Origin of the sequence: Anditalea andensis, assembly GCF_000714815.1 — a bacterium.
GTDB lineage: Bacteria > Bacteroidota > Bacteroidia > Cytophagales > Cyclobacteriaceae > Anditalea > Anditalea andensis.
On record NZ_JMIH01000023.1, the window covers coordinates 133,451 to 158,111 of the forward strand.

A 24,661-nucleotide genomic window follows, 5' to 3' on the forward strand; every position below is an offset into this window, starting at 1 on the left:
GTAGCGTAAAAGGTTTTATATAGATAAAAAAAAGCCGGGAAAATATCCCAGCTTTCAATTTTTATCTAAAAAAACTCTTTCATCTTATCAAAGAAATTCTTTTCCGACTTACCTGGATCTGGAATAAAGTTGCTGGAACTCCTCAGGTTTTCTAGGATTTGTCTTTCTTCTTTTGATAGCTGTTTGGGTGTCCAAACGTTCACATGTATAAGTTGGTCTCCTTTTGAATATCCATTTATATCATTTATACCCTTCCCTTTTAACCTTAAAACTTTCCCGCTCTGGGTACCGGGTTCAAGTTTAATTTTCACTTTCCCATCTATAGTAGGTACTTCTATCTGTGCTCCCAGAGCAGCATCTACAAAACTTACATAAAGATCGAATATTACATTGTTGCCATCTCTCTGTAACAGATCATCCGCTATTTCCTCTATCACTATCAAAAGGTCACCAGCTATGCCACCTGGGGTTTCATTCCCCTTTCCGGACATACTCAGCTGCATGCCATCAGCTACTCCTCCTGGGATTTTGATAGGTATCACTTCTTCCCTGATGACCAGACCTTTAGAATCTGCCTCAGCAGGCTTTTTATCTACTATCTGACCATTGCCCCCACATGAAGGACAGGTACTTGCGGACACCATTTGGCCCAGCATGGTATTCACTACTTTTTTTACCTGACCTGATCCCTGACAGGTGCTGCAGGTTTTGAAAGTGACACCTTCTGCTAGGACATGCCTTTTGACTTTGATCTTTTTCTCTACTCCCCCGGCTACTTCTTTTAGATTAAGCCTTAATTTCACACGCAGATTGGTGCCTTTTTTGGTACGACGCCCTCCTCGGCCGCCACCGCCAAAGAAAGAATCAAAGCCACCTCCACCAAAGATATCACCAAACTGGGAAAATATATCATCCATATTCATCCCTGCTCCTCCACCAAAACCGCCGGCTCCGCTCACTCCCTGATGTCCAAACTGGTCATAGCGCTGCTTTTTTTCAGGGTTGCTCAAAACTTCATAAGCTTCTGCCGCCTCCTTAAATTTATCTTCAGCTTCAGGATTGTCCGGGTTTTTATCTGGATGGTATTTAATAGCCATTTTTCTATAGGCTTTTTTTATCTCATCCGCACTCGCATCCTTGCTTATTTCCAATATTTCGTAATAATCTCTTTTTGCCATAATAATTCTATGATCCGATGACCACTTTAGCGTACCTGATTACCTTGTCCCCAAGTGTATATCCTTTTTCTACTACATCTATTACCTTACCCTTCATATCATCTGTAGGTGCCGGTATCTGGGTGATGGCCTCCTGGGTTTCAGAATCAAATCCATTACCTATCAAATCATCCATTGGTTTAACACCTTTAGACTCCAATACTTTCAATAGCTTGTTATATATGAGCACTTTGCCCTCTATCATATTAGATGATTTTTCATTCTGATCTGCAGCTTTTATAGCCCGTTCAAAATCATCCACCACCGGAATTAAATCTTTTAAAACATCTTCTGAAGCTGTTTTTATTAATTCCAATCGCTCTTTAGCTGTTCTTCTACGGTAATTTTCAAATTCAGAATAAAGCCTTAAATATTTATCTTTGAGCTCTTGGGCTTCAGCTTTGAATTTATCTTCAACACTGATCTGTTCTTTTTCATCCTGATCTTCACCAGTCTGATCTGGAGCATCTTGCTCTATCTGCTCTTCAGCAGCCAAATTTTCAGTAGTTTTATCTTTTTGTTCTAAATTATCTTTATCCGCCATATGCTTATCTTATTTTCAAAAGTTGATAAATGAAAATCAATTAGTTTGCCACACCTTTAATACTGCCAAACTGGCATTAATAATTAATGGACTGCCAAATGAGGTCCTTCAATTTGTCAAGGTTATATTGTGACACTGAAGAAATAAATATAGAAGGTATATTGTCGGGAAGCTCTTTTTGCATTTCAGCCATCAACTCCTCATCCAACATGTCAGCTTTTGAAATGGCCAACAATCTTTTTTTATCCAGCAACTCAGGATTATACTGCTTGAGTTCATTGATTAATATACCATATTCTTTTTTGATGTCCTTAGCATCTGCCGGCACCATAAAAAGAAGAATGGAATTCCTCTCTATGTGTCTAAGAAACCTAATCCCTAGCCCCCTCCCTTCTGCCGCACCTTCTATTATACCGGGAATATCTGCCATTACAAAAGATTTATCCCCCCTATATCCTACTACCCCAAGATTTGGAACCAGGGTAGTAAAAGGATAATCTCCTATTTCAGGCTTGGCCGCAGATACTGCAGAAAGCAGGGTCGACTTACCCGCATTGGGAAATCCCACTAGGCCTACATCTGCCAGCAGTTTGAGCTCCAAAATAATCCATTCTTCTATCCCCTCTTCACCAGGCTGAGCATAATGAGGTGCCTGATTAGTGGCAGATTTAAAATGGTCATTACCCAAGCCTCCCCTACCGCCCCTGGTAAGAATTACCTCCTGTCCATCTTCTGTTATTTCACACCTGATTTCACCTGTTTCGGCATCCTTAGCTAGCGTGCCTAAAGGCACATCGAGGACCATATCACTTCCATCAGCTCCCTTTCTCCGGCCACCTTCGCCCCCTTTGCCATTATCAGCTATGACATGTTTTTTATATTTAAGGTGCAATAGTGTCCAGTGCTGCGCATTGCCTCTTAAGATAATATGACCTCCCCGTCCACCATCTCCACCATCTGGCCCCCCTTTGGGCACGTGTTTTTCACGCCTGAAATGTACAGAACCAGAACCACCTGCTCCAGATCTGGAACAAAACTTCACGTAATCTATAAAATTGGAATCTGCCACGGTTGCTTGATTTTAATTAAACAAAATTGGCTAAGCCATCACGCTTAGCCAATATCTGTACAAAGTTATGTAATTATTTATCTATGAATGGCTATCTACGACTTGGGAGATTTTTTCAAATATACCTTCTATCTCTCCTACTCCATTTACCTGTGATAACTTGCCTTGCTTTTTATAATACTCGGCCACCGGTAAGGTTTCTTCCATGTAAACGTTTATTCTAGTATTGATCTTGGCGTCATCCTGATCATCAACACGGCCAGATGTTTTGCCTCTTTCCTGGATCCGCTTTTTTAAAACCTCATGAGGCACATCTAATGCTACCATACAGGTGATCGATTCCGCTTTATCAATCAATAGTTTATCCAGCGCTTCAGCCTGGGCCACTGTTCGTGGAAAACCATCAAATATGAATCCATTTACACCCGTACTGCTTTGGATCTTTTCATCCACCATACCGATTACCACTTCATCAGGCACGAGTCTTCCCTCATCCATATATTTTCGCGCCAATTGACCTAGTTCAGTACCTTGTCCCAAATGAACACGGAAAAGATCCCCTGTGGATAAATGGACCAAATTATATTTTTCAATCAGTTTTTCACTCTGAGTACCTTTGCCTGCACCGGGAGGGCCGAATAAAACAATATTTAGCATAGTAAAATAATTTCTTTTTATATGATTATTAATACCAATGTCTAATTAAATTTTCAATTGGTAAATTTCCTTTAAATTCCTGCCATACCCATCATAATCCAGCCCATATCCTACTACAAATTTATTGGGAATAGTGAACCCAACATATTTGATATCAAGCTTTTCCTTTAGCGCCTCGGGTTTTAATAACAAGGTAGCTATAGAAATACTTGCAGGTTTCTTATCCATTACCAGGTTAAGAATATGTTTCATACTCAAACCTGTATCAATGATATCTTCTATTATAATAACATTCCGCCCCTTAATGTCTACATTCAGTCCTATCAAGTCTTTGATACTACCTGATGAGCTTAAAGACTCATAAGAGGCAACCTTTATAAAATGAATTTCTACAGGAATATCTATAGCTTTCGCAAGATCTGACAAAAACATAAAAGATCCATTCAAAATACCTAAAAGCACAGGCTCTTTATCTTTGTAGTCTTTATTTATTTCCGACCCCAGTGCTTTAATTTTTTCCTCAAGCTGTACCTCGGAAAGGAATGGAATAAACTTTTTGTCTTTAACTTCTATCATAATGAAATAAAAAAACCATATTAAAGGCGGTACAAATATAGGAAAAAATGACAGCCAATCGCCAACTTCTCAGCTAATCACTGTTATATTATAGATATTTCATCAAATAACGATATAATCTAACCATACAATCAATATCATATAAGGAAACTTTCTCATTTGGTGTATGTACATAGTCTTCTGGAGCGCCTATAAAACACCAGTCGATTGGATAAGGTGAAAACTGCACCTCCCTCCCATCACTACCCCCACTGCCCTCTACTTCCAACTGAAATGGTATCCCACTTTCATTAGCAAGTGATATGATCTTATTTAAAAAAACTTTTCGCGGTATGTATTTATCCCTCAGAGATATGGCAACGCCCTCATGGTGCCTTACACCGGCAGTTACCCAGGTAATATCAGATATTAATGTCTGCTTTATTTCCCATTTTTCGTATATAAATTTTAAAAGGAAAGGCATACTTCCTCCTCCATGCTCTTCATAGGTAGAAAAAACAATCACGCCATCTTCTAATTCTTCACATAGCTGCAGCGCATTATATACACCCAATCTATTGTCGAGATAGGCTGCCTGGATGAATTCATCATCCAACCTCACATTTTGTTTATATGAAAGATTTGTACCTCTCTGTATCGCTCTTGGAAAATCGTAATAAAGTTCCCCTTCGATATTTTTTAATGGACAAATAATAGGTCCTAACTCATCATTTCCTTCTAAAAGGTCACCTGATTCAGCATCAGGGCCTCCTATCGGAACCAATTGATTATCATAGCGAACCGTAAATCCGATCGTATCCATATGTGCAAATACTGCAGTCCTGGGAGTACCGAATTTTAGTACTATACATTCTTGAAATCCTTCACCGCTATATATCTCTGGTAAAACTTTCCAGGTAGTTCTACGTTTAAATACAAAATCCAATATAAAAGCGGAGATAGACGACTCATCTCCTGAAACGCTTTGGATTTGCAGTAATTGCCCTAGTAATTTCATATTGGCATAGTTTATGACTGGTAATTGAAACAAAAAAGTTAACACAAACCTACATAAAACATTTGCAAGAAAGTTTTACGTTCTGAATAAAAAATTTACATTTGCATACAATTACAAGTAAATATGTTTGGAGTTAAATCAATTAAACACTTAAATTTGGAAAAAAATTTTTTATTATGAAAAAGTTATTACTATCAACATTAATGGTTGGTGCATTAGCAGTTGGAGCTAATGCCCAAGACGACTTTAACAAGTGGTCAATTGAAGTGAGTGGAGGAGGAAATAAAGCCATGAAGCCTATGACGCCTGGCTATTATTCCCCTTTTCTTAACTTAGGACACGGTGACGTGGGAGTTCGGTATATGTTTAACGAGAAATGGGGCTGGAAATTGGATTACGGCTTTGGAAGGTTTTCCGAAGCTAGCCAAGACAACAATCCAACTTTCGAAACAAACTACTATAGAGCAAACCTTCAAGGGGTGGCTAACTTAGGTAGGATATTGAACTGGGAAACTTTCACTAGAAGATTCAACATATTGCTACATGCTGGTGGTGGTATCGGAAGAATTACTCCTCAACAAAATGAGTGGGAAGGTTTTCAGGACAATGTTTACAACCTTATCGCAGGTGTTACAGGCCAAATTAGACTTAGTGACAGAATCGCCTTGACTGGTGATATCAGTACTATTGCTAATGGACGTCAGGATGTAACTTTTGATGGAGCATCTAGTATTGATCCTAATCATTACACTTATTATGGACCTGCCGCTAACTGGTGGACTGGTACATTGGGTCTGACCTTCTATCTTGGTGGAAACTCTACTCATGCTGACTGGAGCATAAGAGAAGACAGATATGCTACCAAAGAAGAATTAGCTAATCAGATTGGTGAAATCAGAGATATGCTAAGAGATTCTGATGGTGATGGTGTACCTGATTATTTGGATAAAGAACCTAATACCCCATCTGGAGCTAGAGTTGATTCTCATGGTAGAACCCTTGATTCTGATGGTGACGGTATCCCTGATCATTTAGACAAATGTCCATTTGTTCCTGGCCCAGCTTCTAATGACGGATGTCCTGTAGAAGATGATGAAGACAGAGAAAGAGACTTCTTCAGACAAGCAATCAATGATGGTTATGTAAACGTTTATTTTGCTTTTGACAGTGCTAGACCTTTAGGTTACTCTGCTTCTGCTGCACAGTACGTTTCTAATTTCATGAAGAGAAATCCAGGTGTAAGTGTCGAAATCAAAGGTTATGCTGATGAGATCGGACCAGAAGATTACAACCAGAGATTATCTGAAAGAAGAGCTAAATCAGTATACGATATTGTTATAGCTTCTGGAGTAGATGCTAGCAGATTATCTTACAGAGGTTACGGTGAAGATACTAGCGTGGACAAGAGATCAGCTGATGCTCGTCAGTTGGCCAGAAGAGTTAGCTTTGAAGTACAGTAATATTTGAAATAAATAAATTAAAACCCGATCTTTATAGGTCGGGTTTTTTTTGCGTCTAAAATTCTTTTATCCATGTTTATATTGAACCATACCCCCTCTATAGCTAATCAATTCCTAACCGAATTGAGAGACATCCATCGTCAAAAAGACCGGATGCGGTTCAGGAAAAATCTGGAAAGGTTAGGAGAAATCCTTGCCTATGAATTATCCAAATCATTGGATTATCAAACTGTAGAAATAGAAACACCTCTTACCACTACCACTATTAATAACATATCTGAGCCACCAGTCATACTTTCTGTTATGAGAGCAGCATTGCCTTTCTATTTAGGGGTGTTGAACTATTTTGATCATGCAGATAGTGGTTTTATAGGAGCATATCGCCAAAAACATACTGAAGCTAATGAAGAAGTCGAAATTGACCTGAATTATATGGCGTGCCCTTCCATAGATGGGAAAGAAATTGTAATAGTAGACCCTATGTTAGCTACCGGTAAATCATTTGTTAAAAGCGTACATCATCTTCTGAAAAACGGAAAACCCAGAATGGTACATATTATGGCAGTAATAGCTGCTCCTGAAGGTTTAGCTTATATAAAAGACAATTTAAATATTCCCCATAAATTCTGGATAGGTGCTATGGATGATAATCTTAATGAAATGGCCTATATCGTCCCTGGATTGGGGGATGCTGGTGATTTAGCTTTCGGACCAAAATTATGATTTATCTATTTCTAACAATAGGACTCGTTATCCTACTTATAGGTGGGAAATATTTAGTCGATGGTGCCTCTGCCATAGCTGGCAAGCTGGGATTAAGCCCTGGACTCATTGGACTTACAGTGGTTTCCTTTGGCACCTCGGCACCCGAGCTTCTAGTTAGTATCACTGCAGCCTTGAAAGGAGTCAGTGATATAGCTTTGGGAAATGTAGTGGGATCAAATATTACAAACATCACGCTAGTATTGGGGATCAGTGCGGTAGTATTCCCTATATCCCTACCAAAATCCGTCATAAAACTTGATTACGCATTTACCTTAGCAATAAGTATCCTCTTTTTTATTCTGGCTTATAATGGTGTGATATCGTTACTGGATGGTATTATATTTTTAATACTTTTAGTGCTGATCAATATTTATTTTTTCAGAACTATAGCCAGGATACCGGACGATCCCGAAGATGTAGATATTCAAAGACTAAAGAAAACACCCATTTATAAGTCATTGTTATTAATAGGAGGAGGGATAGCAGGGCTTTACTGGGGTTCTGAAATGTTTGTAGAAAATGCAATTATCATCTCTCAGCAGTTTGGCATTAGTGACAGGGTGATAGGAGTGACTGTTATAGCTATAGGGACAAGTTTACCCGAACTTGCTACTTCACTGATAGCAGCCTTTAAAAAGCAGACAGATATAGCTTTGGGTAACATCCTAGGCTCTAATCTAATGAATATATTAGCCATCATCGGGGTCACCGCTGTAGTTAAACCTATAATGGTCTCTGATTTGTTTTTAAGAAACGACTTTTTATGGATGCTAGGTTTCACTTTACTGCTCCTCCCCATAATACTGACCAAATTACGTATTAGCAGGTGGGAAGGTGGTCTATTGACATCTGGATACGTGCTTTATTTATATTTCCTTTTATGACAGCGTATGTACTTAAATTTTTGGGCATATATGTAATATGCCTATTTAAATTTATAGGCGGTCCCGTATTAGGTACTGCAGCAGGATATTCAGTATTCGAAATTGTTATCGTCACTGTATTAGGTTTAATGAGCAGTGTCATTGCCTTTACCTATATCGGTTCCTTCCTGAAAACTACTTACCACCACTACTTCCAGCCCAGACGTAAACTCTTTAATAGTAAAACCAGAAAAATGGTACACCTATGGCAAAAATTTGGAGCCATCGGAGTGGCCGCTATGACACCGATAATCCTTTCTCCTATTGGGGGAGCTATACTTATGAATGCCTTTGGGGTAAAAAGAAAAAAAATATTGCTATATATGTTGGTAAGCGGTATATTCTGGTCATCCTTCTTTGCCTTAACTATAGACCATCTAAGAAAAATCCCCATCGTATCGGGTATATTAAATTAGATCCCGTGACTATCATTGCATGATAAAGTCTCATGACCAAAATTTAAATATAAGTAGGGTGTCGGATCATAAGATACCACATGACACTTCTTCAGATAACCACACCAGTCTATTCAGGTAATTCCTCATCAGGTAAAATTTCTATATCCTGAATAAGCACTTTTTTTGAAATCTGCTGCCCTGTCAATGTAGCGGCTAAACCACCCATGGCGGTTTCCTTATACTTACTTTCCATATTAGCTCCTATCTCCCCCATCGCTTCCACACATTCATCTACAGGAATAACAGCACTTACATCAGCGAGTGCGATCTGTGCAGAACTATTGGCTATGGCTGCTGCACTGGCATTCCTTACCACACAGGGAATTTCCACTAGTCCCGCCACTGGATCACATACCAGTCCAAGCATGCACTGTATCGTAATAGCCACTGCATTAAATACCTGGTCTATAGATCCCCCTAAACAATATACTATAGCTCCTGAAGCCATAGCTGCAGCAGAGCCTGTTTCTGCCTGACAGCCGCCTACAGCCCCAGCTAAACTAGCTTTTTGCTCTATAATTAGAGCTATACCTGCCCCTACCAAAAGACCTTCTAAAATATGTTGATCCTCAAGGCCGTGTATCTCCTGTAAAGTATAAAGGGTACCTGGAAGTATCCCTGATGCCCCTGCTGTAGGAGCAGCCACTACCCTGCCCATACAACTATTCACTTCTTTAGCAGCCAAAGCCCTTGATATTAGTTTTTGAAATTCCGGTGATAATACAGCTTTGGGATATTTATAGACTTTCTTCGCACCATTATTAATCATACCGGATCGGGAAGTCATCTCTTCTCTCAAGCCTGTTTCCACCGCATCTTTCATTACTGTAAATGCCCTTAGTAATCCACTCCAGATCGCTTCCTCCGTACTACCTCTTTGTGCTATTTCATACTCTAGTACAGGTGCATAGAGAGGAACCTTTTTCTCTTCACAATAAGCTTTCCAGCCTACAAAATCTTCAAATAGATAACTCATTCTTACCAGGGTTTACATTCTTCCAAATCAAAAATACACAAATATTATCGGTTTAAATAAAGATGACAATTATTGATCTTCTTCTAATTTGGTTTAAACCAAAAAACCCAGGTATGACTGGGTTTTTATATGTTTATTTTACTAAAATGTTTATTGGGCTATTGCTTTTAACCTAGCAACAAATCGAATCGGCTGATAAGTCTTTACCCGATCTTGGATCAATTCCTTCTGGATCAGATCTTGTCTGATGCGTTCAGGTATGACCTGTATAGTAGGACCATAACCCAAGTGTGAAGGTGTTAACAATTCCACCTTTGCCTCCTTTTTAATGCCTTTAAGGGCGATATTTAAGAATTTCAGATTATTTTGTGCTCCTAATATAATGTTGGCCGCTCCTGAATCCTGCGCTCCTCTTAAAAATGGTTCAGTTTCATTTAAATGAAACAATTCATAATTAAACCTGATGTTACTCCCATTTTCAGTCACCTTACTGTCAGCTTCTCCAGGTTCCATTACCCTCATATAGGCCCCTTCCTCTGTTTTGGTAAAACCCTCAAGTTGATTTGCAGCTATAAACGCCTGAATCTGCTGGTCCTCCATGGCCTTCAGCTGGTCAGCAGTATAGATTTTGGCAAAAGTAACAGTAAGATCCAAATTAGAATTTGGAAGAATAAGCTGCTGATAACCATAGTTTCCGTATGCGAGATAGGATGGGGCATATAATTTTATAACCTCTCCTTCTTTTGCAAGACCTGCGGCAAAATTAATTACACGAGGAATTATTCCTGTTTCCCCATGTAAAAACAATCGGGGTTCCCCATCAGCAGGCGTATAGGATTCGATTAATTGGCCATCTATGGTTTTGATATTGTAATATATGCCCAGGATAGAATTATTCGCAATTTGGGTACCTGATTCTACCTCAAGTTCCTTGACATAGTAAAAACCCATTTGAGTTTTTTGCGCTTCTATATTGTTTTGGGTAATGTACGTTTGTAACAATTGATCATCTCTTTCTATTATTTTGTCCATTTCAGACTCAACCTCTGGTAAACATGAATTGAGCCCAAATACCATTATTAAGGCAGCTGCACTTCTTGTTATTAATTTCATCATTATTTATTTAATTATTTTTTAAACTGAAAGTTCATTCTCAAATTAATTCCCCCTATAGAAAACTGCTGATCTACAAATGTCATATTTCCAATAGGCAACTTATAAAAAGGTTCTACCGAAAGGAAAGTGCCCCCAGACAGCTTATGCTCATATCCAATAGACAAGTTTACCATTCTGCCTAAATCCACCCTGCTTTCACCATCTTCTGGCAATACTTCAGTAGTGAAGGTCTGCACAAGATTAGATGAAAAAGCACTTGCCTGCCCTATAGCAGCATAAGACAGGTTGTACGTTTCGGATGTACTTTGATTAAGGTATACCATACTGGATAATCCGCTGATAAGGTATATACCCGATTGAGTTTTATCTATAATTTTATATTTAACATTTATCGGGATGTCCAGATTGGCAAAAGTTAATTCATAGGTAGGGTTTAAGGGAGTTATAACATTTGTTCCCATTAATGCTGCAGCTGCTACCCTGTTGGTATTCATAGGGGCAGCATGATAAAAGTTATCAGCAGAAGATAATACAGGTACATTGTTCATCACGATAGCTACGTTTTGGCTTTGTCCCGGTACTAAGCTTTGCCTGGCATAAGTTACACCTACATCTAGTTTCAACCTTTTGCTTAAAGAAATCTCGGACATAACTCCTCCACCCAGATTAAGACCTGTGGTAGTATTGGAGGTAGACTGTGGGGCCATTACAAGACCTAATTTGACATTTCCATTTCTCTTCTTATCTTCTGGGAGTGTAGGTAAATCTGCCATAGTCCAAGTATTGATCATTTTCTGGGCTTCTTCTTCCTTTATTTCCTTGGAATGCTTCCCATTGAGCTCTGCCTCGGCGATCTGAAGTTGAATGACAGGGTCCGACCTTCGGATAACTTCTTCAGAAATTTTCAGCTTTTTGAGTAAAAATTGGCTTCCTGGAGCCAAGGCAAGGTCGAAATTCCTCACAGCGTCAACTTCTTCTTTTATCTCTTTGCTTAAATCTGCCAAAGCTTTGAAAACAGAGGGTGAAACAGATTTAAATTCGCTATGTAAAGGTCTGGTTGCTTCACCGTCATCATTCTGGGCATGATGCTGTCGAGGGACATTCAAAGGAACTCCCTTTGACTTCTCCTCTAAAGGCTGGAGCTGATCATGTTCTATAGGTGGATCGGTATCATTAGGAACATGATGGTCAAAGTTTTGTGAGGTCCCTCTATCTTGTTTTCTTACTTCAGGAAAAGCATTTTCTCTTTTGGGAATAAATAAATCATTTTCATTTAATTCTTCTTCTACAATATCCTGGTCACTTAGAGCCGGAAGCTCTTGATCGTAGGTTATATATGGACCATCTGAGAAATCCTTTGAAGATGGCCATATTAAAAACCCTATAACTAAAGAAGCAGCGACACCTGATATGACTGATGCCCATACCCATAGTGATTTAGGCTTCTTTTTATTGAAATATGCTTGAGAGAATTTTTCCCATTCTTTGGTGTCAAAAGGCTCTTCATGGTTTTCAAAGGAGTCTTTTATCTTCTCTACAAGTCTCTTATCGAATTGCTCCTTCATCTCTGATTTCATTTAATGCTTTGAATTTATCTCTAAGCTTTTGTTTGGCACGGGCCAAATATGTTCTGGAAGAACTGGCGGGAATTTCTAATCTCTCGGCTATTTCTTGGTGAGAAAATCCTTCTATCTCATACATATTAAAGACTATACGCAGGATGTCGGGTAATTCTTGAAGCATATTAAGGATTTCCGACTTGGTAAGGGAATCTACCGCATCACTATCATAAGATTCAGATGATGCATTATCTATTTCCAACAAAGAATAATGCTTAACATTTTTCCGATAATGATCAATGGAGGTATTAATGATAATTCTTCTAAACCAACCTTTAAAAGAGCTTTTGGTAGAATACTGATCTAGTTTGTTAAAAGCTTTTAAATAGCTATCATTGACTACCTCACATGCTTCATCTCTGGAATTGGTATATCTTAAAGCTACGCTCATGGCATATCCATAGAAATGCTTATACAGCTTTTCTATAGAAGACGCTTTACCACTTCTTGCCTCACTTATTAGAGATTCCTCCAAACTACCTTGTTTTTCCAACTTCAATAAAGACGTGATCTATTAATAGAGTGCTACAAAATTTAAAAAAATAAATTTTTGATATATTAAAGAATGAAATAATCAGAGATAAATATAAGATTAATGAAAACTATCGAGTATAGTGGCAATACCATCTTTTGGTAGCTGCTGCTTTATCAATCTTTACCTTATTTTTTTACTCCCATTTAAAGTATTACTTCAGAAATTGAAGTTAATGGTTTGCTTCAAATCTTTATCTAAACTTAAAGCTACCGGACAGGTTTTGGCTGCATTTTTTAATTTCTGTAGCAACTTTTCATCATCAGGAGCATTTTCCCAAGTGAAATCAATAATGATTTCTTCTATTTTCCTGGGACTGCCGCTCATAATTTTAGTGGTTTCCCAAACCAAGCCATTGATTTCCAAGTTATCTTTTTTAGCCACTATGCCCATGATGGTAACCATACAACTACCAAGGGCAGCAGCTACCAGATCTGTGGGAGAAAAGGCTTCTCCTTTACCATTGTTATCCACAGGTGCATCAGTAATAATTTGGGTACCGGATTGCATATGTTTAGGGGCAGTGCGTAAATTTCCCAAATAGGAAGTTTTTATAGTAGACATAAACTGTTACTTTTATTTAGTTTTATAAAACATGGTGGTAAAAATAGCGTTTAATTCCATACCTAATATGGCAACATTGATAAAATATCTTTTATTCCTAGTACTGATAGGTTATTCCAATTTGGCATTGGCTCAGAGAGAAGATGCGGGGGATTACGATTATGACCGGGAAGTACTGTTTGGTGTAAACAAAAATACGAATGGCGGACTTATCGGAGGATTTAATTTAAAAATCGGTTCCAGAATAAATGAGGACCTCTTTCAGTTTTTTGCCTTGGAATTCGCAAATGTAAAAAACCCCAAAGAAGTCCGATACAATACCGCTTTTGGGAATAGTTATATTTTCGGAAAATCAAATTATTTATATGCTATACGTCCACAATATGGCCGGGAACTTATAATGTTCAAAAAAGCACCGCAACAGGGCGTACAGATTTCAATATTGACTGCCCTTGGTCCCTCCATAGGTGTAATAGCACCTTATTATGTAGAGTATTTTGTAAGCCGTACAGAAACTGTAAGAGAACAATATCAACCCGAAAATGTCCGAAGCAGATTTGATGTTACAGGACCAGGAAGGATTTTTGAAGGTATAGGCAATTCTGAACTGGCTATCGGCGCCCATGCAAAAGCAGCCATAGCCTTCGAATTTGGCGTATTTAAAAGCAATGTAACAGGTCTGGAACTTGGATATCTTTTTGAAGGTTACAATAAAGAAATTGAGCTGATGCCCACTGTAGAAAACCGACAGTTTTACCATTCGGTTTATTTCACCCTGTTTTACGGGTTTAGGAAATAATGAATGTTTCTGGTTTTTAAAGAGCCAAAAGCTTAATTTTGCCATACGCTAAAACTATCCAAATGATCGAATTACCAGTTATATCCGAAGAGGAAACCAGAAGGAAAAAACCTAATTGGCTTAGGGTAAAGCTACCAGTAGGTAAAGAATATGCTAAAGTTAGGCAATTAGTAGACCAGCATAAGCTCAACACCATCTGCGAAAGCGGCAACTGTCCAAATATGGGAGAGTGCTGGGGGGCAGGAACTGCTACCTTCATGATTTTGGGTAACGTATGTACCAGATCATGTTCATTCTGTGCTGTAGCCACAGGCAGACCGCCGGAATATGATACTGATGAACCAAGACGTGTAGCTGAAGCAATCAAACTGATGGGCGTAAAGCATGCGGTACTAACATCTGTCAATCGAGACGAACTGAAAGACAGGGGGGCCGAAATCTGGTATCAAACTGTAGTGGAGACCAAAAAGCTATCGCCCGAAACAACTATAGAAACTTTGATCCCGGATGTAAAATCAAACTGGGATGCCTTATATAGAATGATAGAAGGCGGACAGGAAGTGGTTTCGCATAATGTAGAGACAGTAGAAGCACTATACAGAAGAGTAAGACCTCAGGCCAAATATATACGATCACTGGAGCAGATAAAACTGACCAAAGAATACGGCAAAAGAACCAAAACAGGTATTATGCTCGGACTTGGGGAGACCAAAGAGCAGGTTTATAAAGCCATGGATGACCTGGCAGCCCACGGATGTGATATCCTGACGCTAGGCCAATACCTTCAGCCAACCAAGATGCACATAGAAGTGGCAGAATTCATACATCCTGACCTCTTTGATCACTATAGAGAAGAGGGATTGATCAGAGGACTGAAATATGTAGAATCAGGACCTCTGGTTAGGTCATCTTATCATGCGGAAAGGCATGTGAATGTATAATCTATAGACATTATTAAAAAAGGCAACCGGAGATGGTTGCCTTTTTTAATTTGTGGAAATCGAGCATGACTTTGAGTGTCATACACCAGAATGATTAAACATGCGAGATTCCATATGACCATTCAAAAACAATTATAAACATATGAATTTTGTAAAATGACTTTATATTTTTTAAATTAATCATAAAACTAACGTATGGAAGTCCGGTTTCAAACAAAGGAAGAAAGTAACCTTCAACAAAGAGAGGCCTTTTTAAAACTATCCCCCATAGATCGCTTTTATTCATTTTTGGTATTAAGCGAAAGATTAAATGATTTCCCTACTAAATATCAACCTAAGGTATCCGAAAAGTTTATTATAAATATTCAATTAGTGGAAAAACAGTGGAAGCAGAATATTGATCAGTTTATAGAATTATGTGATAGATATGAAGTGGAAATGATAATGGTAGGCGGAGGAGCGGTTAATTTTCATGGTTATCAGCGTCATTCAGCTGATGTTGATTTTTGGTAAAATATTGACCCTAAAAACTTCAATAAATTAGTAATCGTATTCCAAAAAATGAGATATGAGATTGAAAAATTCCCTTCTCAGGTTGAGAACAAAGAACAAAACATTTCTATTAAATTTTCCCCTGCTGATCTGAATTTACAACTGATTACCAATTTTCATATTAGTAAAAGTTTTGAAGAGGCCTTTAATGAATCCAAGATAGTCCATATAAATAAGAAAAAAATATATAAATGGCGTGTATTAAATTTAGCCGATCTAATCGAAAGTAAAAGAAGGTCAGCACGTCCCAAGGATCTATTGGATATAGAACAATTAAAAGAAATCAATAAAATTGAATAAGAAAAAAATAGAAGCCGATCGGTTCCTGTTTTTTATAGAAGAGTAAGGCCGCAGGCCAAATATGCGCAAATACTGGAGCAGATTAAACTAACCGAAGAATACGGAAAGCGAACGAACAAGTATCATGCTTGGTTCAGAACATATTCATTAAATTTTCACCGCTTAATCTAAATTTAGAGCTTATCACAACTTTCAGATAGGTCTGAAACATTCTATCAGTTAAAAGCTCTTCCCGATACCTATACCTCCATATGGTATAAATCTAGGTGGCGGGCCGTGGGGGGCGCATATTTCGTGGTATGGGTATGTTGATTTAAATCGATATAGAGGCGTGAATGCTACTTTAAATAAGAACCCTTTGGGACTTTCATACCTATAGCCCAATCTACCCGTTGCATAATGTTCAAAATAGGTTCGACTGTCCCATACCCCATAATTTAAAAATGGTTGATCTATATAAAACCCTGTGTAACCAAGGCCTGTTTCTAAAGCACTATTGGGGCCTCCAAAATAGGCGAGCATCATCACCGGAATTCCGGTAGCTTCTCTACCAACACTCGTAAAACCGACAGATGGCTTAAAAACACTATTCCCTTGGCCATTATGTTGCGCTCATAATTGATGGAGTAAAAAAGGCCATTTCCTAGAATTTCCCCATATAGGCTATTCGGATATTTTTGTGCCTGGCTTTCGAATGTCAATATCAATAAGAAAGCAACGAAATATAATCTCAAAAATGTTATCATAGTCTATTGTTTATAATTTATAAAAATTCTTTTTTGAATTACTTTATTCCCCGAGTTGATTTTTAAGTAATATATTCCTGAAGGGTAACTAGAAGTGGGGATTATTAATTTTTCTATCGTAACTTTTTTATTATAGACAGGCGTACCGTTAAAGTCATGAAGCGAGACTTCGGAAGTACTTAACTCTCCCTCAGCAAGTTCCAGTAAATTCAATTCTATTTGACCGGCAGCGTGTGAAATAATTTTCTCAGGATCATATCCCTCACAGACAATCTGAATTTGCTTGGTAGCGGCAACTGTACTACCACAATCGTTGCTTACAGTTAAATTTACAGCCATATTCCGAAAGCTCAAATTGCATGACGCTTGCACTCTTATACTAGAAGTGCCATTGCCGCTAAGGATCTGCCCGTTGGTAACACTCCAATTATAATTCATTCCGGCAATAGAATTTGCAGAAACGCTTACCCAGTGTTGATCAGCCTGAGAAGGGGCAATTATAACAGGCGCGGTAGGTGCACCCACCCTAATGGTCTTATTTACCCAGGGCGTAGTAGCATTGTTCCTATCTGTATAAACCCCTCTTGTGCCAACTGTATAATTCCCAGGTGCAGTGTTTGCCGGAACAGAAAGGCTATAATTTGGACCGGACTGCTGGCTAATTGACCAGCCTGCAGGTATACTCCACTCAACACTGTGATGAAAACAAGCACCTTCTACCAAATTGTTAACGGAAACTACTTTTGCTGCGCCAGCGCAGGCATAGCTATCAGGTATAACCGGTTCTACTACTCCAGGATACTCTACTTTAACAGGAATAATTACAAAAGTTCTCGAAAAAACTGTAATCCCTTGCACCCAAAATCTTATTTCCAAGTCACCGGGTTCTCCAAAATTAACCTTTATTTTAGTGAGATTAGAATTGGGGAATTTTTCGAAAGTGGGAAACCCTTCTAATACAGTTCCTCTATATAATCCTACTGGTGGAAGCATATCGAATGTATATCCATTTATCGGTATACCCACATTAGAGTAAATCCTTATATCATACACATGGCCTTTTGTAAATGGGCATACCGTAGAAGGGCCTGAAACGGTTGCATAAAGAGCAAAGGCTTGAATTTTTATAAAAGCACTCAAAAACAACAACAGTATAAATTTTTTCATAAACTATATTTATTGATAAAAAATTTGGCTAAAGCTAGCTTTCACCAAAAATCTTAAACTAATTTAATATTATGGATATATTTATTCAAATTTTAGTTCAAAAATTTTTCGTTTTTGTCCAAAAATACCTAGGAGTAGGTATGTTTTTAAGGGAAGAAATTAATTGTCGGCAACAAAATCTCGATACTTTCACATCAGTAAACTTTTGAAGAAGTATATAAGGGTGCGGAAATAATTGACATCAATAAATAATAGATTCTGAATTGGGGGTATTGATTTTAAAACACCTGACCGAAAACAAAAAAATGCCAGCGCCTCCCAAGGATTAATTGAATATTAAACAATTAAAAGAAATAAATTATATTGTATAAATATACACAATGATGTCAGTAGCTTGTAATGCCTTGTCTATCGGGACAGAAGCCTGATGACCGAAGCAGCGTTAAATTTTAGAATAAACCATGCATCCTTTTATTTTATCAATGCCAAGAAAGCGTATATACAGATAAAATTAAAATAGAAATAAAAAAGGAGCTTATCGGCTCCTTTTTTATTTCTATTGTTAAGCCATAGCTTCTTCGCTTTGCTCATATTCCTCGATGGCTACACAACTACAAACCAGATTTCTGTCTCCATAGGCTGAATCGATTCTTCTAACTGTTGGCCAGAACTTATTGGCTTTAACAAACTCAAGAGGATAAACTGCCTGCTGTCTGCTATAAGGGAAGTTCCACTCATCTGCCAGTGCCAAAATAGCAGTATGTGGTGCATTCTTCAAAGTATTGTTTACCTTATCCACATTGCCAGCCTGAATTTCCTTGATCTCTTTTCTGATAGCGATCATCGCATCACAGAATCTGTCCAGCTCAGCAAGCGTTTCGGATTCTGTAGGCTCTATCATAAGCGTACCTGCTACAGGGAAGGATACAGTAGGAGCATGAAATCCATAATCCATCAGCCTCTTAGCGATATCTTCTACCTCCACTCCTACTTCTTTGAATGCTCTACAGTCCAGGATCATCTCATGGGCAGCTCTTCCGTTAGATCCTGTATAAAGGATCGGATAGAACTCCTCCAATCTGGCCTTCATATAGTTGGCATTAAGGATGGCCAGTTTGGTGGCATTGGTAAGTCCATCTCCACCCATCATCGCTATATATGCATATGAGATAGGAAGGATACTCGCACTACCGAAAGGTGCCGCAGATATTGCGTGTACGCCTTCTTTGCCACCTGTTTTCACTATTGGATTGCTCGGAAGGAAAGGCACCAAGTGTGATGCTACACATATAGGTCCCATACCTGGTCCACCACCACCGTGAGGGATACAGAAGGTTTTGTGTAAATTAAGGTGGCAAACGTCAGCACCGATTCTACCGGGACTGGTCAAACCTACCTGGGCATTCATATTGGCGCCATCCATATAAACCTGACCGCCGTTATCATGAATAATCTGGCAGATTTCCTGTATGGCTTCTTCGAACACACCATGTGTAGATGGATAGGTTACCATCAGAGAAGAAAGGTTATCCTTATGCTTCTCTGCTTTGGCTCTAAGATCTTCGATGTCTATATTACCTTTTTCATCACATTTCACTATGACTACTTTCATACCCGCCATCACAGCAGAAGCAGGATTTGTACCATGTGCAGATGAAGGGATTAAAGAAATATCTCTATGGTGGTCACCTCTGCTCTGATGATAAGCTCTGATCACCATCAGACCGGCAAATTCCCCCTGCGCTCCTGAATTTGGTTGCAAAGAAGTATCTGCAAAACCGGTGATTTCGCTTAGCCAATTACGAAGATTCTGAAACAGCTCATAGTATCCTGCTGCCTGATCCTGTGGCACGAATGGATGCAACTGACCAAATTCAGGCCAAGTAACCGGAATCATTTCGGCAGTAGCATTAAGCTTCATCGTACATGATCCCAGAGAGATCATCGAATGGGTCAAGCTAAGGTCTTTGGCTTCCAGTCTTTTAATATATCGGAGCATCTCGTGCTCAGAATGGTAATCATTGAATACCGGATGCTCCAAATATTTAGATGTTCTTTCTAAGTTATCGCTAAATTCCAGAGCAAGATCATCAGCCATATCAGTGACATCCACAGTAGCCTTATTGGTAGATTGGGCAAAGATGCTGATGATCTGATTAACGTCATCCAGAGTTTTTACTTCATCAAATGCTAGATAAATAAAGCCATCCTCATATCTGAAGTTCACTTCATTGGAAAGTGCAAAAGCATTTATCTTACCTTGCTGAACTTCATCCACCTTAATTTTGATGGTGTCAAAGTAATTGGCATTTACCTGCTCAAAGCCTAATTTTTCAAGCCCTTTAACAGTTAACTTAGCCAGGCCATGTGTTCTGGCAGCTATTTCTTTTAGACCCTTAGGGCCATGATAGACCGCATACATACCGGCCATTACCGCTAACAGCACTTGGGCCGTACAGATATTTGAAGTAGCTTTTTCTCTTTTGATATGTTGCTCCCTGGTCTGAAGCGCCATTCTATAGGCTTTGTTGCCATCCTTATCTACCGATACTCCGATGATACGGCCGGGAATCTGTCTTTTATAAGCTTCCTTGGTAGCAAAGAATGCAGCATGCGGTCCGCCAAAGCCCATCGGCACACCGAATCGCTGTGAAGTACCTACCACCACATCGGCACCCATCTCACCAGGAGAGGTCAGTAGCGTTAAGCTAAGCAGGTCGGTAGCAAAAGCTGTAAGAACATTGTTCTCTTTGGCAGTAGCTACCAGATCAGTATAATTTATCGCTTCCCCGTCGGCATTAGGATACTGAAGCATCAAGCCGTAAAGCTCGGGATCAGTCAGGTCCAATTGTGAAAGTGGACCTACCACTAATTCTATACCTATAGGCACAGATCTAGTGAAAAGTAAGTCTTTGGTTTGGGGAAACACCTTCTCGTCTACGAAAAATTTGTTCGCATTTTTCTTTTCCTTTCCTTTAGAAGCATATAACATCGTCATAGCTTCGGCTGCTGCTGTTCCTTCGTCCAGGAGAGAGGCATTGGCCATTTCCATACCTGTAAGCTCCATCACAACAGTTTGAAAGTTGATCAAAGCTTCTAATCTACCTTGTGCTATCTCTGCTTGATAAGGCGTATAAGCGGTGTACCATCCAGGATTTTCTAGAATATTTCTCAATATCACCCCAGGTACCAAAGTATCATAATAGCCTAAGCCGATATAACTTTTAAAAATTTTATTTTTTGAAGCCAATTTCTTGAAGTCTCTAAGAAAGATTGCCTCTGACTGCGCCGCAGGTAGCCTTAACGGCTGCTCGAGACGAATAGATTTGGGTACGGTCTGATCAATTAATTCTTCTACGGAAGAAGCACCGATTTTATCCAACATTTGCGCAACCATCTGTTCAGAAGGGGAATTGTGCCTATGTTCAAATTTTACTGAGGGCTCAAGATTGATTTTCATTTCGTAAGAATATGTTATATGAATGGGGTTATATCCAGCTATTTTTATAGTAGTGCAAATGTATAAATTATTGATAAATAATGATTTTTATTAACCAACATTTCTACCAATGGTTTAACCTATTTTATAAACGGATTTCATACTACTAATAAATATTTCTAGTTTTAGGTTCAAAAGATAAACAAGCATAACAAATAAGTATGAAGAGAACATATCTATTGGCTGGTGCTATAGCCTTAATGATGTCATGGCCTACCATGGCTCAAGATGCCCAAGCCATCAAATTTGCCTCCACCATTTCTGAGCAGGATCTGGAAAAACACCTCAATTATCTCGCCTCGGACGAACTGGAAGGGAGAGACACCGGAGAAAAAGGCCAAAAACTGGCTGCAGAATACCTGGTGAATTTTTATAAAGAACTTGACCTTAAGGGCCCAGTAGACGGGGGTTATCTCCAGAAGTTTGATCTTACCAGCGTAGCCTGGGGTGATATCCACCTGCAGGTAGGCAAACAGAAGTTAAAGAACAATGAAGACTTTGTATTTATAGGAGACGGAAACATGAACCGCTCCGCTAAAGCAGACCTTGTCTTCTTAGGCTTGGCTAACGAAGAAAATCTGAAAAATGTAGATGTAAAAGGAAAACTGGTAGGCCTTTGGGCCATAGGAGGACGTGCTCAGACAGTCGTAAAAGATGTGATGGATGCAGGAGCGGCCGGAGTGGTGATAGTAACCATGGAAGGCCAGGCTAACTTTGACAGATTGGCCAATCGGTATAAATCTCTCTCAGGCAGAGGAAGACTTGGTTTTGATACACCTACTAAACAGGAACCGGTATTTATGGTAAGTTCAAATAAAATGGCTGAGCTATTCGGATCATCCGTAGAAGAGCTTAAAGAAGCTGCCAAAAGCAACCCTGGGTCGATCAAGCCCCAAAAAGCTACGTATCAGGTAAAAAAGGAAAAGAAAACTGTCAGTACTGAAAATGTGATGGCCTATCTGGAAGGTACAGATAAAAAAGAGGAAGTGCTGGTCATTTCTTCACACTATGACCACATTGGCATCAGCAGTGACGGACAGATCAATAACGGGGCAGATGATGACGGCTCCGGTACGGTATCTGTAATGGAAATTGCAGAAGCATTTGCTTTAGCAGCAAAAGAAGGTAACAGACCTCGAAGGAGTATATTATTCCTAAATGTAACGGGAGAAGAAAAGGGCCTTCTGGGATCTCAATATTATAGTGAAAACCCCATATTCCCTCTAGAAAACACCGTAAACAATATTAACATCGATATGGTGGGTAGAGTGGATTATGAATATCAGGATGCTGAAAACAAAAATTATGTATATGTGATCGGTTCTGAGATGCTTTCATCACATTTAAAAGTGATCAATGAATACAACAACATCACCTATTCTAATCTGATCCTCGATTACAGATATGACGCTGAGGATGATCCAAATAGATTTTATTACAGATCGGATCACTATAATTTTGCGAAGCATAACATACCTGTGATTTTCTTCTTTAACGGAGTACATGATGATTATCACCAGCCCACAGATACGGTAGATAAAATTGAGTGGGAAATCATGAAAAACCGGGCAAGACTGATCTTTCATACTTCATGGGATCTAGCCAACCGTGAAGAAAGGACTCCTGTAGACGGTAGTAATACTAGGACGGAGAGATAATTCCCTTATTCACTTAAAATATAAAAGCCTTTGAATCGCTTCATGCGCTTCAAAGGCTTTATTATAATTTGAAATGTCACCTATACCTCTTTTATCTTGAAAAAGAAGATTGAGAATCACAGTTGACTTTCCATCATCGACAGTAACCTATACCCTACCTCTTCTTCCTATTCTTGGTCTTCAGCTGATTCCTGTTGGTCTTTGCCTTGCTGTTTTTATTTCCCCTTGGTTTTTCCTTTAAAGCCTCAGGACGTGGTTTTGGCCTCGCTTTTTTATCATGAAATGCTCCTTTGAATTCCGGGTCATCTCTGCGCTTCTGATTATCTATTTCTCGTTCATACCCCTGCTTCTCCGCAAATGGTGTAGGGACTATTTTCACTTCCACAGGAATATCCTCCTCAGGCACCTCCATCCGGATAATTTCTTGTATCCGATTAAAATGGTACACTTCTGCAGGGTTCACAAAAGTGATGGCTGCCCCTTCATTCTCCGCTCTACCGGTCCTGCCGATCCTATGTACATAATCCTCATATATAAGAGGCACATCAAAATTGATCACATGGCTGACCATACTGATATCAAGCCCTCTGGAAGCCACATCAGTCGCTACCAGTATACGTACCTCTCCAGATTTAAAGTGTTCCATGGAGTTTATCCGGGTATTCTGGCCTTTATTGGCATGGATGACCCTAACCTCTCCCTCTACCTTTCTACTCATGAAGTTAAAGATCTCTTCCGCATTTTTTCGGGACTTAGTAAACACGATCACCCTTTTGATCTCTTCATTCTTCATCAGATGATCCAGAAGGCTGATCTTGGTCTTGATATTGGGGACCATGTATTTTACCTGACTGACCGTCTCTGCCGTGGTGGCCTGCTGGGCTACTTCTATCCTTTCCGGAAATGCCAGAAAATCCTGGCTTAGCAACTCCACCCTTTCTGCAAAGGTGGCAGAGAAAAGTAGGTTCTGGCGCTTTACCGGTATGATTTCCAAAACTGCTCTAATCTGACGCATAAATCCCATATCCATCATCTTATCGGCTTCATCCATGACCAGGGTCTTGATCTCCTTTACAAAAATCTCTCCCCTGCTGTATAAGTCCATGAACCTGCCGGGTGTGGCTACTATGATATCTACTCCTTTTTGCACGGTTTCAATCTGGGTTTTGGGCCCTATACCTCCGTAAAGACATACATATCGCAGGTCTGTATACTTGCCAAAATCTATAATGGCCTGCTCTATCTGCATAACTAATTCCCTTGTAGGGGCCAAGATCAGTGCACGGGGATGCATTCCCTGTGCATATTTTACTTTCATGAGTATAGGCAGCACATAAGCTGCAGTCTTACCGGTACCAGTCTGTGCGATGCCCAGTATATCATGTCCTGCCAGGGCCAAGGGAATTGCTTTTGCCTGAATGGGAGTCGGTTTAGAATAGCCTACCTCCCTGACAGCATCCAGTAGCTGCTTATTTAATTTAAAATCTTCAAAAGTAAGTGGGCTGTCCGACATCATTTATTAATTT

General features: G+C 39.2%; 23 protein-coding genes and 1 pseudogene. 10 read left to right on the forward strand and 14 right to left on the reverse strand.

Features of this window, described 5'->3' with window-relative positions; translation table 11 throughout:
* Positions 1–65: 65 nt before the first annotated feature.
* From dnaJ to EL17_RS15240, 6 genes are all read right to left on the reverse strand, one after another.
* Positions 66–1,178, reverse strand: a complete 1,113-nt coding sequence (dnaJ, locus tag EL17_RS15215) for a molecular chaperone DnaJ (RefSeq protein ID WP_035075883.1) — start codon at positions 1,176–1,178, stop codon at positions 66–68.
* Between the two features lie 7 nt (positions 1,179–1,185).
* Positions 1,186–1,761, reverse strand: coding sequence for a nucleotide exchange factor GrpE (locus EL17_RS15220; RefSeq protein WP_035075886.1), 576 nt, complete (start codon positions 1,759–1,761; stop codon positions 1,186–1,188).
* Between the two features lie 76 nt (positions 1,762–1,837).
* Entirely contained in the window at positions 1,838–2,830 is a 993-nt protein-coding gene (gene obgE, locus EL17_RS15225) for a GTPase ObgE (RefSeq protein WP_035075889.1), read from the reverse strand.
* A gap of 81 nt (positions 2,831–2,911) precedes the next feature.
* A complete protein-coding gene (locus EL17_RS15230) occupies positions 2,912–3,487 on the reverse strand; it encodes an adenylate kinase (protein WP_035075892.1) in 576 nt (191 codons plus the stop codon).
* A gap of 45 nt (positions 3,488–3,532) precedes the next feature.
* The gene (hpt, locus tag EL17_RS15235) at positions 3,533–4,063 is read right to left on the reverse strand and encodes a hypoxanthine phosphoribosyltransferase (protein ID WP_035075895.1); all 531 of its coding nucleotides are present in this window, start codon (positions 4,061–4,063) and stop codon (positions 3,533–3,535) included.
* Positions 4,064–4,151: 88 nt separating this feature from the next.
* On the reverse strand, positions 4,152–5,060 hold the full coding sequence (locus tag EL17_RS15240; protein ID WP_035075898.1) for an aminopeptidase: 909 nt from the start codon (positions 5,058–5,060) through the stop codon (positions 4,152–4,154).
* Positions 5,061–5,236: 176 nt separating this feature from the next.
* Between EL17_RS15240 and EL17_RS15245 the strand changes: the two genes are divergently transcribed.
* The 4 genes from EL17_RS15245 to EL17_RS15260 all read left to right on the forward strand — a co-directional run bounded on the left by EL17_RS15245 (position 5,237) and on the right by EL17_RS15260 (position 8,624).
* Entirely contained in the window at positions 5,237–6,520 is a 1,284-nt protein-coding gene (locus EL17_RS15245) for an OmpA family protein (protein WP_035075901.1), read from the forward strand.
* A 72-nt stretch (positions 6,521–6,592) separates the two neighbouring features.
* Entirely contained in the window at positions 6,593–7,243 is a 651-nt protein-coding gene (gene upp, locus EL17_RS15250; protein ID WP_035075904.1) for a uracil phosphoribosyltransferase, read from the forward strand.
* Positions 7,240–8,169, forward strand: coding sequence for a calcium/sodium antiporter (locus EL17_RS15255; protein ID WP_035075907.1), 930 nt, complete (start codon positions 7,240–7,242; stop codon positions 8,167–8,169). The genes upp and EL17_RS15255 overlap by 4 nt, the downstream gene beginning before the upstream one ends.
* A complete protein-coding gene (locus EL17_RS15260) occupies positions 8,166–8,624 on the forward strand; it encodes a hypothetical protein (protein ID WP_035075915.1) in 459 nt (152 codons plus the stop codon). The genes EL17_RS15255 and EL17_RS15260 overlap by 4 nt, the downstream gene beginning before the upstream one ends.
* Before the next feature lie 109 nt (positions 8,625–8,733).
* Here EL17_RS15260 and sdaAA read toward each other — a convergent pair whose 3' ends face one another.
* The 5 genes from sdaAA to EL17_RS15285 form a co-directional block, all read right to left on the reverse strand.
* Complete coding sequence (gene sdaAA / locus EL17_RS15265) at positions 8,734–9,642, reverse strand: L-serine ammonia-lyase, iron-sulfur-dependent, subunit alpha (protein ID WP_035075917.1); 909 nt, start codon at positions 9,640–9,642, stop codon at positions 8,734–8,736.
* 150 nt (positions 9,643–9,792) lie between these two features.
* Complete coding sequence (locus tag EL17_RS15270) at positions 9,793–10,758, reverse strand: FKBP-type peptidyl-prolyl cis-trans isomerase (RefSeq protein WP_051720024.1); 966 nt, start codon at positions 10,756–10,758, stop codon at positions 9,793–9,795.
* An 11-nt stretch (positions 10,759–10,769) separates the two neighbouring features.
* Positions 10,770–12,323, reverse strand: coding sequence for a hypothetical protein (locus EL17_RS15275; protein ID WP_035075918.1), 1,554 nt, complete (start codon positions 12,321–12,323; stop codon positions 10,770–10,772).
* Positions 12,304–12,852: an RNA polymerase sigma factor gene (locus EL17_RS15280; protein WP_035076507.1), complete on the reverse strand. Its 549-nt coding sequence runs from the start codon at positions 12,850–12,852 to the stop codon at positions 12,304–12,306. The genes EL17_RS15275 and EL17_RS15280 overlap by 20 nt, the downstream gene beginning before the upstream one ends.
* A 216-nt stretch (positions 12,853–13,068) precedes the next feature.
* Complete coding sequence (locus EL17_RS15285) at positions 13,069–13,473, reverse strand: OsmC family protein (protein ID WP_035075920.1); 405 nt, start codon at positions 13,471–13,473, stop codon at positions 13,069–13,071.
* 67 nt (positions 13,474–13,540) lie between these two features.
* On the opposite strand from EL17_RS15285, the gene EL17_RS15290 reads away from it, so the two are divergent.
* From EL17_RS15290 to EL17_RS24270, 5 genes and pseudogenes are all read left to right on the forward strand, one after another.
* On the forward strand, positions 13,541–14,272 hold the full coding sequence (locus tag EL17_RS15290) for a hypothetical protein (protein WP_035076509.1): 732 nt from the start codon (positions 13,541–13,543) through the stop codon (positions 14,270–14,272).
* Between the two features lie 62 nt (positions 14,273–14,334).
* Positions 14,335–15,213 (forward strand): lipoyl synthase, encoded by an 879-nt coding sequence (gene lipA, locus EL17_RS15295; protein WP_035075922.1) that lies wholly within the window; start codon positions 14,335–14,337, stop codon positions 15,211–15,213.
* Positions 15,214–15,408: 195 nt separating this feature from the next.
* Complete coding sequence (locus tag EL17_RS23880; protein WP_205623560.1) at positions 15,409–15,726, forward strand: hypothetical protein; 318 nt, start codon at positions 15,409–15,411, stop codon at positions 15,724–15,726.
* A 48-nt stretch (positions 15,727–15,774) separates the two neighbouring features.
* Positions 15,775–16,065, forward strand: coding sequence for a hypothetical protein (locus tag EL17_RS23885; protein WP_205623561.1), 291 nt, complete (start codon positions 15,775–15,777; stop codon positions 16,063–16,065).
* 18 nt (positions 16,066–16,083) lie between these two features.
* A pseudogene (locus EL17_RS24270) lies at positions 16,084–16,198 on the forward strand (lipoyl synthase); the annotation flags it as partial.
* A 616-nt stretch (positions 16,199–16,814) separates the two neighbouring features.
* Here EL17_RS24270 and EL17_RS15315 read toward each other — a convergent pair.
* Together EL17_RS15315 and gcvP are read right to left on the reverse strand one after the other, a co-directional pair.
* Entirely contained in the window at positions 16,815–17,978 is a 1,164-nt protein-coding gene (locus EL17_RS15315; protein WP_035075928.1) for a T9SS type A sorting domain-containing protein, read from the reverse strand.
* Positions 17,979–18,540: 562 nt separating this feature from the next.
* Complete coding sequence (gcvP, locus tag EL17_RS15320; protein WP_035075932.1) at positions 18,541–21,438, reverse strand: aminomethyl-transferring glycine dehydrogenase; 2,898 nt, start codon at positions 21,436–21,438, stop codon at positions 18,541–18,543.
* A 200-nt stretch (positions 21,439–21,638) separates the two neighbouring features.
* On the opposite strand from gcvP, the gene EL17_RS15325 reads away from it, so the two are divergent.
* Positions 21,639–23,135 carry a M28 family peptidase gene (locus tag EL17_RS15325; protein WP_035075934.1) on the forward strand — a complete coding sequence of 499 codons (1,497 nt, stop codon included), beginning with the start codon at positions 21,639–21,641 and terminating at the stop codon, positions 23,133–23,135.
* Positions 23,136–23,289: 154 nt separating this feature from the next.
* Here the strand turns inward: EL17_RS15325 and EL17_RS15330 are convergent, their stop codons facing one another.
* Positions 23,290–24,648: a DEAD/DEAH box helicase gene (locus EL17_RS15330; protein WP_035075937.1), complete on the reverse strand. Its 1,359-nt coding sequence runs from the start codon at positions 24,646–24,648 to the stop codon at positions 23,290–23,292.
* Positions 24,649–24,661 lie beyond the last annotated feature (13 nt).